14 protein-coding genes are annotated in these 14,458 nt (G+C 73.5%); 12 read left to right on the top strand and 2 right to left on the bottom strand.

Going from position 1 to position 14,458, the window contains the following annotated elements:
- Positions 1–348 precede the first annotated feature (348 nt).
- From mihF to NE235_RS05735, 12 genes are all read left to right on the top strand, one after another.
- Positions 349–675, top strand: coding sequence for an integration host factor, actinobacterial type (mihF, locus tag NE235_RS05790; protein WP_252782942.1), 327 nt, complete (start codon positions 349–351; stop codon positions 673–675).
- Between the two features lie 58 nt (positions 676–733).
- Positions 734–1,318: a guanylate kinase gene (gmk, locus tag NE235_RS05785; RefSeq protein WP_252799956.1), complete on the top strand. Its 585-nt coding sequence runs from the start codon at positions 734–736 to the stop codon at positions 1,316–1,318.
- A gap of 14 nt (positions 1,319–1,332) precedes the next feature.
- Complete coding sequence (gene rpoZ, locus NE235_RS05780) at positions 1,333–1,599, top strand: DNA-directed RNA polymerase subunit omega (RefSeq protein WP_252782944.1); 267 nt, start codon at positions 1,333–1,335, stop codon at positions 1,597–1,599.
- 129 nt (positions 1,600–1,728) lie between these two features.
- Positions 1,729–2,913, top strand: a complete 1,185-nt coding sequence (coaBC, locus tag NE235_RS05775) for a bifunctional phosphopantothenoylcysteine decarboxylase/phosphopantothenate--cysteine ligase CoaBC (RefSeq protein WP_252799955.1) — start codon at positions 1,729–1,731, stop codon at positions 2,911–2,913.
- A 115-nt stretch (positions 2,914–3,028) separates the two neighbouring features.
- On the top strand, positions 3,029–4,222 hold the full coding sequence (gene metK / locus NE235_RS05770; RefSeq protein WP_252799876.1) for a methionine adenosyltransferase: 1,194 nt from the start codon (positions 3,029–3,031) through the stop codon (positions 4,220–4,222).
- 87 nt (positions 4,223–4,309) lie between these two features.
- Complete coding sequence (locus tag NE235_RS05765; RefSeq protein WP_252799875.1) at positions 4,310–5,617, top strand: cytochrome P450 family protein; 1,308 nt, start codon at positions 4,310–4,312, stop codon at positions 5,615–5,617.
- A 122-nt stretch (positions 5,618–5,739) separates the two neighbouring features.
- The gene (locus tag NE235_RS05760) at positions 5,740–5,937 is read left to right on the top strand and encodes a hypothetical protein (RefSeq protein ID WP_252799874.1); all 198 of its coding nucleotides are present in this window, start codon (positions 5,740–5,742) and stop codon (positions 5,935–5,937) included.
- 67 nt (positions 5,938–6,004) lie between these two features.
- Positions 6,005–6,346, top strand: a complete 342-nt coding sequence (locus NE235_RS05755) for an MmcQ/YjbR family DNA-binding protein (protein WP_252799873.1) — start codon at positions 6,005–6,007, stop codon at positions 6,344–6,346.
- A 55-nt stretch (positions 6,347–6,401) separates the two neighbouring features.
- Positions 6,402–8,804: a primosomal protein N' family DNA-binding protein gene (locus NE235_RS05750; RefSeq protein WP_406567542.1), complete on the top strand. Its 2,403-nt coding sequence runs from the start codon at positions 6,402–6,404 to the stop codon at positions 8,802–8,804.
- Between the two features lie 67 nt (positions 8,805–8,871).
- Positions 8,872–9,417, top strand: a complete 546-nt coding sequence (gene def, locus NE235_RS05745; RefSeq protein ID WP_252799872.1) for a peptide deformylase — start codon at positions 8,872–8,874, stop codon at positions 9,415–9,417.
- Between the two features lie 19 nt (positions 9,418–9,436).
- Positions 9,437–10,363, top strand: a complete 927-nt coding sequence (gene fmt, locus NE235_RS05740; protein ID WP_252799871.1) for a methionyl-tRNA formyltransferase — start codon at positions 9,437–9,439, stop codon at positions 10,361–10,363.
- A complete protein-coding gene (locus NE235_RS05735; RefSeq protein WP_252799870.1) occupies positions 10,363–11,748 on the top strand; it encodes an RsmB/NOP family class I SAM-dependent RNA methyltransferase in 1,386 nt (461 codons plus the stop codon). The genes fmt and NE235_RS05735 overlap by 1 nt, the downstream gene beginning before the upstream one ends.
- Positions 11,749–12,070: 322 nt before the next feature.
- On the opposite strand, the gene NE235_RS05730 is transcribed toward NE235_RS05735, so the two are convergent.
- Entirely contained in the window at positions 12,071–12,679 is a 609-nt protein-coding gene (locus tag NE235_RS05730) for a hypothetical protein (RefSeq protein WP_252799869.1), read from the bottom strand.
- A gap of 448 nt (positions 12,680–13,127) precedes the next feature.
- A complete protein-coding gene (locus tag NE235_RS05725; RefSeq protein WP_252799868.1) occupies positions 13,128–14,411 on the bottom strand; it encodes a pyridoxal phosphate-dependent aminotransferase in 1,284 nt (427 codons plus the stop codon).
- Between the last annotated feature and the right edge of the window lie 47 nt (positions 14,412–14,458).

The following is a 14,458-nucleotide window of genomic DNA, read 5'->3' as shown; positions in this document are numbered from 1 at the left end:
CGGCCGGACCGGCCACACGGCGGGGCGCCGCCGGGGACGTCGCCATGGACGCCGAACGCCGGGCCGGTGGACGGCCGATCCGGTCGCGTGGCGAACGGGGTCCGGCGGCGGGTGTCGGGATCGCTTGACTGCATCGTTTTCCCCTCGCAAGAAACGCCAGGCCGTCGTACGGTTCGGGGTGTAAGAACCCCCTACTTTCAATACAGTGAGTGATGAGGACGACGCATAGAGTGACATCCGTAACTTAAAACAGGGCTATATGGCCTTTCACGTTGCTTTATGGGCCCTGAACTCGCTAGGTTCCCAAGCCGTCCGACTCAATCGAGTGGAAACACGAGGTGACCCGGCGTGGCGCTTCCGCCCCTAACCCCTGAACAGCGCGCCGCAGCCCTGGAAAAGGCTGCAAAGGCTCGCAAAGAGCGTGCCGAGGTCAAAGACCGGCTCAAGCACGGGGGTACCTCCCTCGCTGAGGTTCTGAAGGATGGGCAGGCCGACGACGTCATCGGCAAGATGAAGGTGTCGGCTCTGCTGGAGTCCCTGCCTGGCGTCGGCAAGGTCCGTGCCAAGCAGATCATGGAGCGGCTCGGTATCGCCGAGTCCCGCCGCGTGCGGGGTCTCGGCGCCAACCAGCGCGCCGCTCTCGAGCGTGAGTTCGGCGGCGGTGGAAATCGCTGATCGACTCGCCTCGGACGGGCGCGGCGGGCAGACCGCCGCGGCCGGTTCCGCCACCCCCGTGGCGGGCGGCTCCATCCCGTCCAGGCGCCTGACGGTCCTCTCCGGGCCGTCCGGCGTCGGCAAGAGCACGGTCGTCGCCGAGATCCGGCGTGCCCACCCGGAGGTGTGGCTGTCGGTCTCGGTGACAACTCGTGCCCCTCGTCCTGGCGAGGTGCACGGTGTGCACTACTTCTTCGTCGACGGTGCCGAGTTCGATCGGCTCGTCGGCGAGGGGGAGTTGCTCGAGTGGGCCGAGTTCGCGGGCAATCGTTACGGCACGCCGCGCCGCGCGGTGCAGGAGCACCTCGAAGCCGGCGTGCCGGTCCTGCTCGAGATCGACCTGCAGGGCGCCCGCCAGGTGCACGCGGCCATGCCGGAGGCGCTGTTCGTGTTCCTCGCGCCGCCGTCGTGGGACGAGCTCGTCCGCCGTCTCGTCGGCCGCGGTACCGAGCCGCCCGAGGTGATCGAACGCCGGCTCGACGCCGCCCGTACCGAACTGGCGGCCGAGAAGGAGTTCGACGTCACCCTGGTCAACACGTCGGTCCAGGACGTCTGCGCCGAGCTGGTAGCCTTGCTGGCTGCACAACCACCGAACTCCGACTAGCGGAAGGCGCAGGAGTGGCATCGAATGCCCCTGGTGCCGAAGGCATCACCAACCCGCCGATCGACGACCTTCTCAAGATCGTTGACAGCAAGTACAGCCTTGTGATCATGGGGGCCAAGCGGGCCCGCCAGATCAACGCCTACTACGCCCAGCTCGGCGAGGGCCTCCTGGAGTACGTCGGTCCCCTGGTGGAGACCCAGGTTCAGGAGAAGCCGCTGTCGATCGCGCTGCGCGAGGTCCGCGAGGGCCTGCTTCACTCCGAGGCCATCGAAGGCGCCTGAGTTGTCCTCCGGCGGCCCCGGGGCGCGTCGCGCCCATGACGCGCCGGCGTCGTCCCGCGGGTGTCACACCGTGCCCGGTGAACGGGCCCGCCGGTGAGCGAGGTCCCGGCACCGTCCCGGCGGCCCCGCGTGCTCCTCGGCGTGGGCGGCGGCATCGCGGCGTACAAGGTCTGCGAGCTGCTCCGGCGGCTGACCGAGTCCGGCCACGACGTCCGGGTCATCCCGACGCGTGACGCGTTGCGCTTCGTCGGCGAGCCGACCTGGGCCGCGTTGTCCGGCGAGCCCGTGACCACCGAGGTCTGGTCGGGCGTCGCCGAGGTGCCGCACGTCCGCCTCGGGCAGGGCGCCGACCTCGTCTTCGTCGCCCCGGCCACCGCCGACCTGCTCGCCAGGGCGGCGCACGGTCTCGCCGACGACCTGCTGACCAACACCCTCCTGACGGCCCGGTGCCCGGTCGTGTTCGCGCCCGCGATGCACACCGAGATGTGGGAGCATCCCGCGACCCAGGCCAACGTCGCGACGCTGCGCTCCCGGGGGTGTGTCGTGATCGAGCCGGCCGTCGGGCGGCTGACGGGCGCCGACTCCGGCAAGGGACGGCTGCCCGACCCGGACGCGCTGTTCGACGCCGCCCGCCTGATCCTCGCGCGGAAGGACCTGCCGGCCGACCTCGCCGGCCGTCACGTCGTCGTGTCGGCGGGCGGCACCCGCGAGCCCATCGACCCGGTGCGGTTCATCGGCAACCGTTCGTCCGGGCTGCAGGGCTACGCCCTCGCGCGGACCGCGCTCGCGCGCGGCGCCCGGGTCACGCTGGTCGCCGCGAACGTCGCGCTGCCGGATCCGGCGGGCGCGGAGGTCGTGCGCGTCGGATCCGCGCTCGAACTGCGCGACGCGGTGCTCAAGGCGGCCGGCGAGGCCGACGCCGTGATCATGGCCGCGGCGGTGGCCGACTTCCGGCCGGACGGCTACCGCGACGTCAAGATAAAGAAGACGGACGGGGCCGAGCCGGAGCCGATCCGCCTCGTCAAGAACCCCGATGTCCTCGTCGAGCTCGTCACCGCCCGCCGCCCCGGGCAGGTGGTCGTCGGCTTCGCCGCCGAGACGAACGACGTGCTCCGCAACGGCCGGGAGAAACTCGCCCGCAAGGGCTGTGACCTGCTCGTCGTCAACGAGGTGGGGGAGCGGCTGACCTTCGGCGCCCCCGACAACGCCGCCGTGATCCTCTCGGCCGACGGCGCGTCCGTCGACGTGCCGCGCGGTTCGAAGGAGGCGCTCGCCGACGTCGTATGGGATCAGGTGGCCGGGCGGCTAAAGTAAAGCCCGTCCGCCTGCGCCTCAAGCGGCGCTGGAGCGGGCCCGGTTAGACTTCTCCACCGGAGAACCAGACAATCCTGCTACGTCAGTCAGCAGCCGCTGCAAGGAGTGCACCTACGTGTCACGTCGCCTGTTCACCTCCGAGTCCGTGACGGAAGGTCACCCGGACAAGATCGCCGACCAGATCAGTGACGCGATCCTCGACGCGATGCTGAAGGACGACGTGCGCAGCCGCGTCGCCGTCGAGACGCTGATCACGACCGGGCAGGTCCACGTCGCGGGCGAGGTGACCACCGAGACGTACGTGGACATCCCGGGCGTCATCCGGGAGAAGATCCTCGAGATCGGCTACGACTCCTCCAGCAAGGGCTTCGACGGCCACTCCTGCGGCGTGTCCGTGTCCATCGGCGCCCAGTCGCCCGACATCGCGCAGGGCGTCGACGACGCCTACGAGACCCGCGAGGGCGAGGGCTCCGACGAGCTCGACCGGCAGGGCGCCGGCGACCAGGGCCTGATGTTCGGCTACGCCTGCCGCGAGACCCCCGAGCTCATGCCGCTGCCGATCACCCTCGCGCACCGGCTGGCCCGGCGCCTGTCCGCCGTCCGCAACAGCGGCGTGGTGCCCTACCTCCGCCCGGACGGCAAGACCCAGGTCACGATCGAGTACGACGGCGACCGCCCGGTCCGGCTCGACACGGTCGTCGTGTCCTCCCAGCACGCTCCCGACATCAGCCTCAGCGACCTGCTGACCCCGGACATCAAGGAGCACGTCGTCGACCCCGTCGTCGCCGACCTCGACCTTGACACCGAGGGTTACCGCCTCCTGGTCAACCCGACCGGCCGCTTCGAGATCGGCGGCCCGATGGGCGACGCGGGCCTCACCGGCCGCAAGATCATTATCGACACCTACGGCGGCATGGCCCGCCACGGTGGCGGCGCGTTCTCCGGCAAGGACCCGTCCAAGGTGGACCGCTCCGCCGCGTACGCCATGCGCTGGGTCGCCAAGAACGTCGTCGCCGCCGGTCTCGCCGACCGCTGCGAGGCCCAGGTCGCGTACGCGATCGGCAAGGCCCACCCGGTCGGCCTCTTCATCGAGACCTTCGGCACCGAGAAGCTCCCCGTCGAGAAGATCCAGGAGGCCGTCCTCGAGGTTTTCGACCTCCGCCCGGCCGCGATCATCCGCGACCTCGACCTGCTGCGCCCGATCTACTCCCAGACCGCGGCGTACGGCCACTTCGGCCGCGAGGAGCCGGACTTCTCCTGGGAGCGCACGGACCGCGCCGACGCCCTGAAGTCGGCCGCCGGTCTCTGACCCGCTCCACGCCCGTACGAGGCCGCCCCGGACACCGGTCCAGGGCGGCCTCGCCCTTTCCGGGCGGGTGCCCGGGCGGTCGGCGCCGTGGTCGTGAGGCTTGAGGGCCGGTCGGGGCGGGGAGACCAGGACGTACGGACGGCGGAGCCCGCCGCCGTCGTGACCGGGCCGGGGGGCCGGATGAGCGAGTCGATCGTGTTCCCGTACGGCGATCCGGCCTTCGTGGCCGACCCGTACCCGTTCTACCGGGAGCTCCGCGAAGGCGGCCCGGTCCGCCGGGTCGTCACGGTGCGCGGGCTGGAGGCGTGGCTGGTCACCCGCTATGACGACGCGCGTGAGGCGCTCACCGATCCCCGCCTGAGCAACGATCTCCGCCTGGCGACGGACCCCCGGCTCCTGGAACAGCTGCCCGCCGCGGAACGGGACGCCGCCCTGCGGAGCATGATCCGTCTCGATCCGCCCGACCACACGCGACTGCGCCGCCTGGTGTCCCAGGCGTTCACGGCGCGCCGGGTCGCGGAGCTCGAACCCCGGGTGCAGGAGATCACGGACCGGCTGCTGGACGCGATCGCTCCGGCCGGCCGGGCCGACCTGATCGAGGACTTCGCGCTGCCCCTGCCGGTCACGGTGATCAGCGAGCTGCTCGGCGTTCCCCCGGCGGACCGGGACGGCTTCCAGGAGTGGACGAACGTCATGCTCACCCAGCATCCCGACCGGCCCGACCTCGCGGCGATGGACCGGGCGTGGCGGCGAATGTGGGCGTACCTGGAAGGGCTTCTGGCGGCCAAGCGGACCGATCCCGACGACGACCTGCTCGGCGCGCTGATCACCGCCACGGACCAGGAGCAGCGGCTCGACGAGGGCGAACTGGTCGCGATGGCCTTCCTGCTGCTGGTCGCCGGCTACGTGACGACGGTCAACCTGATCGGCAACGGGATCGCGGCGCTGCTCGCCCACCCCGATCAGCTCAAGCTCCTCCGCGACGATCCGGGTCTGCTGCCGGGGGCGGTCGAGGAGTTCCTGCGCTGGGACGGGCCGGTCGACCCGGGCGTCCTGCGCGTCGCGGCGGAGGACCTGGAGATCGGGGGAGTGCGCGTACCCCGGGGTGCGACGGTCATCGTCGCCACGGCGATCGCCGACCGCGACCCGGGGGAGTTCCCCGACGCGGACCGCCTCGACGTGACACGCCCCGCAGGCGCCCATCTGGCCTTCGGCCACGGCGCCCACTACTGTCTCGGCGCTCCCCTGGCCCGGTTGGAGGGGCGGATCGCCATCGGCACGGCGCTGCGCCGGCTCGATGACCTGGCTCTCGCCGTGCCGTACGCGGAGCTCTCGCGCCAGGCGGGCGGCCTGCGCGGCCCGCACCACCTGCCCGTGACGTTCACCGCGGCCTGATCGACGATCGGTGATTTATTCACTTATCGGAATATTTCCGAATGATCTTGTGCTGTGGGGTATTAGAGACACATGTGACCCCTTTGTGGTCGCTGTGATGTTCCCCACCCTGGAGGTCAACGGTGAACAGCAGCATCCCCGAACGCCGGTCCCGGTCGGCCGGTCCCCGGCAGAGCCTCGTCAGGACCCACTCCCTGCGGGCACTGGCCGTCGCCGCACGGCTCGAACGGCACCACGTCCCGGAGGGACCGCCGGGCCGTGACCGCGTGGAGGACGCCGCGCAGGACGTCGAACTGACCTGCGCCGCGTCGGACTGTTAGAGCGCCGGCGAAGGCCCCCCGTGCGGGCCGACCGGCATGGTGGTGGGTGGGGAGGGGCGGGGCGGGAATGGCCACGGTCGAGGACGTACGACGCGTCGCGTCGGCGCTGCCGCGCACCGAGGAACATCTCATCAGAGACCGCGTGAAGTTCCGTGTCGGAAGGATCGTTTACGTCGCGATCTCCGCCGACGAGGAGTGGATGGGCTTCGCGTTCCCGAAGGAGGAACGCGCCGCGCTCGTCGCCGGAGAGCCGGAGAAGTTCCGCCTGCCCCGCCTCTCCGACCAGCGCTTCAACTGGGTCGAGGTGCGACTGGCCATGCTCGACGAGCAGGAGATGCGTGAGCTCGTCGTCGACGCCTGGCGCATGGTCGTGCCCAAGAAGGTCGCCGCGTCGGTTCCGGGCGCCTGACCGCGCCCGGCCGCGCCCGGCGCCCGGCGCGTCCGGCGTCTGGTAGGACGGGGGAGTGGCGAACGACGGCGTGGGGACCGGGACCACTCCCCAGATCCCCGGCATGGACGGCCTGACGGCGGCCGCCCGGCCGTCCGAGCGCAAGAGCCCCGCGAAGACGCGCAAGGGCGCGCGGCGGCCCGCGGAGACGCTCAAGGTCGCCCGCGTGGCCGTGGACGTTCCCCTGCCGCACCTGGATAGGCCGTTCGACTACCTGGTCCCGGCCGACCTGGACGAGAAGGCCGTGCCCGGCTGCCGGGTACGCGTGCGGTTCGCCGGTCAGCTGGTCGACGGGTTCCTGCTCGAGCGCGCCGAGGACACCGACCACGACGGGCGGCTGTCCTTCCTCGAGCGCGTCATCTCTCCCGAACCGGTGCTGACGCCGGAGATCGCCGCACTCGCCCGCGAGGTGGCCGACCGCTACGCGGGCAATCTGTCCGACGTCCTGCGCCTGGCCGTCCCGCCCCGGCACGCCCGCGTCGAGGCGGAGCGAAGACCCGCCGCCCCTGCCGTGGAGACGCCGGCTCCGGTGGCCACGGCCACCGGCCCGGATGACCCCGGTACAAACCTCGGCGCGGTGACCGTCCGCCCGGACGCAGAGGCTGCCGCCGGGGCTCCTGAAATCATCGGCGCGTCCCCTGACAGCGCCGGCGCGGTTCCCGGGACCACCGTTCCGGTCGCGGAGGACGCGGGGCCGGCCGGCGTGGTCCCCGCCCCGGACGCCGACCCGGTCGTTCCGGCCGTCGCGGGCGCCGGCGCGGGCGCCGGGGAAGGTGCCCCGCCGGGCGCCGGGAGCGCTGTCCCGGCCTCTGGAGGCATGGGCTCCGCCGCCGGGGTCGCCGTTCCGGACGCCGGGAACGCCGGTGCGGCCGGTGGCGGCGGGCTCGGGACGTGGGACGCGTACCGGGCGGGGCCGTCGTTCCTCGCCGCGCTGAAAGAGGGCCGCGCGCCGCGCGCGGTGTGGACCGCGCTCCCCGGCACGGACTGGACCGGCGCCGTCGCCCGCGCCGCGCGCGCCACCCTGGACGGCGGGCGCGGCGCGCTGATCGTGGTCGCCGACGGCCGCGACGTCGCGCGGGTGGACGCCGCCCTCGGCACCGTTCTGGGGCCGGGCCGTCACGTCGCGCTCACCGCCGAGCTCGGCCCGGCCGAGCGCTACCGCCGCTGGCTCGCCGTCCTGCGCGGCGAGGCGGCGGCGGTCGTCGGAACGCGCGCCGCGATGTTCGCCCCGGTGCGCGACCTCGGCCTCGTCGTGCTCTGGGACGACGGCGACGACGTCCACGCCGAGCCGCACGCCCCGTACCCGCACGCCCGTGAGGTGCTCGCGCTGCGCGCCCACCGGGCCGGGGCGGGCGCGCTGATCGGCGGGTTCACGCGCACCACCGACGCCACGCAGCTCGTGGAGACGGGCTGGGCGCATCCGCTGGTCCCGGACCGGGACCGGCTGCGGCGGTCGATGCCGGTCGTCCGGCCCGCCGGGGACGACGCCGAGCTCGCCCGCGACGAGGCCGCGCGGACGGCGCGGCTGCCGCACCTGGCGTTCCGGACGGCGCGGCAGGGGCTGGAGACGGGCCCGGTGCTCGTCCAGGTGCCGCGCCGCGGCTACGTCCCGGCCCTGGCGTGCGCCCGCTGCCGGGGGCCGGCGCGCTGCCCGGAGTGCGAGGGGCCGCTCGCCCTGACCTCGGGGCACGCCGCGCCGTACTGCCGGTGGTGCGGCCGCATCGCCGGGGCCTGGCGCTGCCCGGAGTGCGGGAGCGGGCACGTGCGGGCCGTCGTGGTAGGTGCCCGGCGCACCGCGGAGGAGCTGGGCCGCGCGTTCCCCGGCGTGCCGATCCGCACGTCGGGGCGGGACGGCGTGCTCGCCGCCGTGGGAGCCGAACCCGCGCTGGTCGTCGCGACCCCCGGCGCGGAGCCGGTGCCGGAGGAGGGGTACGCGGCGGCGCTCCTGCTCGACGGGTGGGTGCTGCTCGGCCGCGCCGACCTGCGGGCCGGTGAGGAGACGCTGCGCCGGTGGACGAACGCCGCCGCCCTCGTACGCCCCGGCGGTTCCGTCGTCGTGCTCGCCGACGGCGCCCTGGCCCCGGTGCAGGCGCTGCTCCGCTGGGATTCCGCGACGTTCGCCGAGCGGGAGCTGGACGAACGCCGGGAGCTCGGCTTCCCGCCCGCCGTCCGCATGGCGTCCCTGACCGGCACGCCGCAGGCCGTACGGGACCTGGTCGAGGCGGCGGGCCTGCCGCCGGAGGCCGAGGTACTGGGGCCGGTCGAGGTCGGCGACGGCCAGGAACGCGCCCTCGTCCGGGTGGACCGCGCCCGCGGCGCGGTGCTGGCCCGGTGCCTCAAGGCGGCCCAGGCCGCTCGTAGCGCGCGCAAGGCCACCGAGGCCGTCCGGGTGCGGATCGACCCGCTGGAGCTGATCTGAGCGCTTCCGGTGCCGCGGCCTCCGTAGACTGGATCCTCCAGCCCCAGAACGTCGAACGGAGCCGTACGTGGCAGTCAAGCCCATCCGCCTCTTCGGTGACCCGGTCCTGCGGACCCCGGCGGAGCCGGTCAAGGACTTCGACAAGGAGCTCCGGACGCTGGTCAAGGACCTCTCCGACACCATGCTCGACGCGCCCGGCGTCGGGCTGGCCGCGCCGCAGCTCGGCGTCGGCCTGCGGGTGTTCACCTATTACGTCGACGATCAGCTCGGCCACGTCGTGAACCCCACCCTCGACCTGTCGGAGGAGCAGCAGGACGGCGACGAGGGGTGCCTGTCGCTGCCCGGCCTCACCTTCCCGACCAAGCGCGCCTACGGCGTGGTCGCCAAGGGCTTCAACATGTACGGCGAGCCGATCGTGGTAGAGGGCACCGAGCTGCTGGCCCGGTGCGTCCAGCACGAGACCGACCACCTCGACGGCATCATCTTCATCGACCGGCTCGACACGGAGCAGCGCAAGGCCGCGATGAAGGCGATCCGCGAGGCCGAGTGGTTCGGCGAGCCGAAGCCGATCGTCAAGGACTCCCCGCACCGTACGTTCGGCAAGGCCCTGTGAGCGCGGACGGAGACCGCTAGTGCGCCTGGTATTCGCCGGAACGCCGGAGACCGCGGTGCCCGCCCTGGAGGCGCTGCTGGAGTCCCGGCACGAGGTCGTCGCGGTGATCACCCGCCCGGACGCGCCCGCCGGGCGCGGACGGCGGCTCACGCCGAGCCCGGTCGCGGAGCGCGCGGCCGAGGCGGGCGTCGAGATCCTGAAGCCCGCGAAGGTCAAGGACCCGGAGTTCCTCGACCGGCTGCGGGAGATCGCGCCGGACTGCTGCCCGGTCGTGGCGTATGGCGCGCTGATCCCGCGCACGGCCCTGGACATCCCGCGGCACGGCTGGGTCAACCTGCACTTCTCGCTGCTGCCCGCCTGGCGCGGCGCGGCGCCCGTGCAGCACGCCGTGCTGCACGGCGACGACATCACGGGCGCGGCGACGTTCCAGATCGAGGAGGACCTCGACACCGGGCCCGTGTACGGCGTGGTGACCGAGCCGATCCTGCCCGAGGACACCAGCGGCGATCTGCTGGGCCGGCTGGCGCGGACCGGCGCGCACCTGCTCGTCGCCACGATGGACGGCATCGAGGACGGCGCGCTGGAACCGCGCCCGCAGCCGGTCGACGGCGTCTCGTACGCCGCCAAGCTCACCCCGGACGACGCCCGGGTCGACTGGTCCAAGCCCGCCCTGCACGTCGACCGGCTCGTGCGCGCCTGCACGCCCGCGCCGGGCGCCTGGACGACCTTCCGCGGCGAGCGGCTCAAGCTCGGGCCGGTCCGGCCCGCCCCCGACGCGGAGCCGCTCGCGCCCGGCCGGCTGCGGGTCACCAAGCGCGAGGTCCTCGCCGGGACGGGCACCCATCCGGTGCTGCTCGGGCAGGTCCAGGCGCAGGGCAAACAGCGCATGGACGCCGCCGCCTGGGCACGCGGCGTCCACCCGACCGATGAGGACGAACTGACCTGATGCCTCCCCGGCAGCCCCGCCGCACACCCGGCCACGCCGGCCGGCCGAACCGTCCACCGCAGCGGCGCCGTCCGCGCGATCCCGTCCGCCGGACCGCGTTCGACGTCCTGCAGGCGGTCGACGAGCGCGACGCCTACGCCAACCTGCTGCTGCCGTCGCTGCTGCGCGAGCGCGGCCTGACCGGCCGGGACGCCGCGCTGGCGACCGAGCTGACCTATGGCACGCTGCGCGGGCGCGGCACGTACGACGCGGTCCTCGACGCGTGCAGCGACCGGCCCGTCACCAAGATCGACCGGCCGTTGCTCAACGTGCTGCGGCTCGGCACGCATCAGCTGCTGCGCACCCGCATCCCCGCGCACGCCGCCGTCGGCACGACCGTGGACCTGGCGCGGTCGGCGGCCGGCCCCGGCCAGGCGAAGTTCGCCAACGCGGTGCTCCGTAAGGTCGCCGCCCGTGACCTCGACGCGTGGCTGGACATCGTGGCGCCCGGGGACGAGACCGGACGGCTGGCGGTCGTGCACAGCCACCCGCGCTGGATCGTCAACGCGCTGCGCGACGCGGCCGGACCGGCGCAGATCGAGGCGCTGCTGGCCGCCGACAACGAACGCCCCCGCGTCACCCTCGTGGCCCGCCCGGGCCGGGCGACCGTCGCCGAACTCGACGGTGAGCCCGCCGCGTACTCCCCGTACGCCGCCTACCTCGCCGAAGGGGACCCCGGCTCGGTTCCCGCGGTCGCCGAGGGGCGCGCCGCGGTCCAGGACGAGGCCAGCCAGCTCGTCGCCCTCGCCCTCGCCCGCGTCACGATCGAGGGGCCCGACCGCCGCTGGCTCGACCTGTGCGCGGGGCCGGGCGGGAAGGCGGGCCTGCTGTCGGGGCTGGCGGGGGAGCGCGGCGCGCACCTGCTCGCCTGCGACGTCCAGCCGCACCGGGCCCGGCTCGTCGCCGGCAGCGTCGACGCGGCGGCCGGGGTGGCCGTCGTGGACGGCACCCGGCCCGCCTGGCGGCCCGGTTCGTTCGACCGGGCGCTCGTCGACGCGCCGTGCACCGGGCTGGGCGCGCTGCGCCGCCGCCCGGAGGCACGCTGGCGGCGCGGCCCGCAGACGGTCGCCGAGCTCGGCCCGCTGCAGCGGCGGCTGCTCACCTCGGCGCTGGAGTCCGTACGGCCCGGCGGCGTCGTCGCGTACGTCACCTGCTCGCCGCACCTGGCCGAGACCAGGGTCGTCGTCGAGGACGTCCTGCGCGGCCGCGAGGACGTGGAGCGGCTGGACGCGCCCGCGTACCTGAAGGAGGTGCCGGACCTGGGCGACGGCCCGTACGCCCAGTTCTGGCCGCACCGGCACGGCACGGACGCGATGTTCCTCGCCCTCCTGCGCCGCCGCGCCTGACCGCGCGGGGGCGCGGGGCGCGGGGACGCAGGAGGGCGAGCCGACCTGATGTGACAGGCTCGCCGTGCCGGACGGGCAGACGGACATGGGCGATGTGCACCCCGTGGAGGCGGCAAAAGAGGGTGCGTTCCCTTGCCGATGGCAGGTCGGATCCGGCTTGGCGGCCTGGTTCCCGGCCCCATTCCCCGGCCGGGCCTCCCGCTCCGCTGGTCGACATGCGCTCGACGGTCGTTTCCGGAAGAACCGACGTTCGGATGCGGGGCGGAGCGGGGGGACTGATCCGGCCGGGGAGCCGAAATCAGAAGAGGTGGGAACTCGGTGGTTACACGTTGGTGCCGGCCGCCCAGAGCGGCCGGCCGTCAGCGGCGTAGATCACCAGGTTGTTGTCGGCCTGGAGGACCAGTCTCGCCCCGGGGTTACCGTCCGTTCCGGACGCCCAGACCGGCGTGCCGTCGCGGTCGTAGACCACCAGGTTGCCGTCGGTCTGGAATACGGCCTGGCTCCCGCGAGCGCCCGGATCAGTACTCCACAGCAGGTTAGGACTCCACCACGGGCCGCGGTCGCCGACGAGCGAGAGAACGCCCGCCTGGTCCATGGAGAGGGCGAGGTGCTTCGTCTTCACTGCGCCCGGATACTCGCGCCTGTCGTAGGAGAAGTAGTGCGGGGCCATTACCACGAGGGCGTCCGGCCCGGATCCGTCCGGTTCCTCCGGCGGGGCCATCAGTAGCCCGGGGGCCATCTTGTACTTAAGGTCGTCGGACGATGAAGAGGATACGAGTTCGACGCTCGTCGGCGACTGCCCGCCGCCGAACGTCGACGCGGTCCAGCTAGTCGTGTCGCGATGTGATGTCGTCCCGGTCAACAGGACCGCACCGGCCAACAGGGCCACACTGCCGGCCACCGCGGCCGCCAGGACCGGTCGCTTCGCCATCGGCCGAGCCGGCGAGGGCTCAGTGCCCGGATCTCCGCCGGGCGGCTGGTTCCCTCCCGTGAGAGAGCCGGCGTCCGGCACCGGATCGGCGGCCGTACCGGGGTGTTCAGCGGACAAGTTCGTTCTCCTTCGCTTCCGATCGCGGCGCGAGTGCTCGAGGACGACCACGGGCGGTGTCCTGGGGACGTCCGGCAAGGCCGTGGTAGTCGAGCCGCGCATCCGCGGTACTCGGTTGACGGTAACGGTCAGTGCCGGTCACGCATATGGTGAATCCGCCAGAAAGATCTTAGAGTCATGAGGCCGTACGTTGAAGGTGGCCGCACGGCCATTTCCGGTTCAGATCCCGCCACCGGGCGGGCGGTGCCGACCCGGTTCGGATGACCGCGCGACGGCGCCCCGGATCCGGCCGGACCCCTGGCCGTCGCATCCGGCCGTTCCGGCGGCGGGGTCAGGCGGAGGCCGGGACCGCCGCGCGGACCTCGGAGGTCAGCCGCGTGAGCACCTCGGTGGCGCGGTCGAGGGCACCGGCGATCCAGGGCAGGGCGATCGGGTCGGGCTCGCCGAGGGCGGCGTCGCGCTGCTCGGGCCGGTCGCCGTACAGCAGGCTGGTTGCCACTCGGAGGCGCAGCGCTTCCGGCGGGTCGCCGAACGCGCTGCCGGGCAGCACGCCGACGCCATGCTCATCGAGGAGGAGGTCCGCCAGGCCGGCGGAGGTCCGGATCCCGAATCGCTCGCGCAGGTGGTCGCGGACCGGTCCGGCGAACTCCGGGTAGCAGTAGAAGCCGCCCTGAGGAGCCGCCACGCGCGCCCCGGCGGAGGCGAACCGCTCCGCCATCGCGGTCGCCACGGCCGCGTGCAGACGGCGGCTCGCGGCGATCCGGTCGGTGATCTCCGGCGGCTCGCCGAAGGCGTAGGCCGCCGCCTCCTGGACGGGGCCGGACGCGCTCGACCAGATCTCGCTGGCGACCCCGGCGAGCCGGTCCCGCAGGCCGTGCAGTTCCTCGGGCAGCCGTGCCACGCCGATCCGCCAGCCTCCGAGCGCGAGGCTCTTGCTCAGGGCCGTGGTGGTCACCGTGCGCTCCGGCGCGAACCGCGCGGGTGTGGGGAAGTCGTCGTGCTGGTCGAAGACGAGGTCGCGGTAGATCTCGTCGGCGATGATGACCAGGTCGAGTTCGCGGGCGACCTCGCAGAGCCGGCGGACGGTGCCAGCCGGCGCGAGCGTGCCGGTCGGGTTGTCGGGGAGCGTGACGACGACGCTGCGGACGACGTGACCGGCGGCCCTGGCCCGGGCCACGGCACCCGCCAGGGCGCCGGGGTCGGGAACCCCGCCCTCGCCGGGGCGGATCGGGACGTAGACCGGCTCGGCGCCCATCAGGCGGGTCTGGGCGGCGTAGCTGACCCAGCTGGGCCGGGGGACGACGACGCTTCCGCCGATCGCGAGCAGGAGGGCGTAGAGGAGGGGCTTGCTGCCGGGGCCGGCCACGACCAGGTCGGGGTCGGCTGGCAGCCCACGGCGGCGCCAGTAACCCGCCGCGGCCTCCCGCAGGGTGACGCTGCCCGCGACCGGACCGTAGGCGCCGCGGCCGGCCGCCGCGCCGAGCCGGCGCTCCAGGTCCGGGTGGACGTTCAGCCCGGCCTCCCCGAAGGCGAGGGGCAGGACGGGCAGACCGGCTCGTCGACGGCGTTCGAGCGCTTCGTTGGCGGCGAGAGTCGCGGAGATGGCGACTGACATATCGAATGACTCCAAGGGAGTTTCCGGGCGAAAAAGTGGTCGTGCGC

The organism is Actinoallomurus spadix (genome assembly GCF_024055725.1).
Lineage (GTDB): Bacteria > Actinomycetota > Actinomycetes > Streptosporangiales > Streptosporangiaceae > Actinoallomurus > Actinoallomurus spadix.
This window is presented reverse-complemented; position numbering and strand designations above follow the sequence as displayed.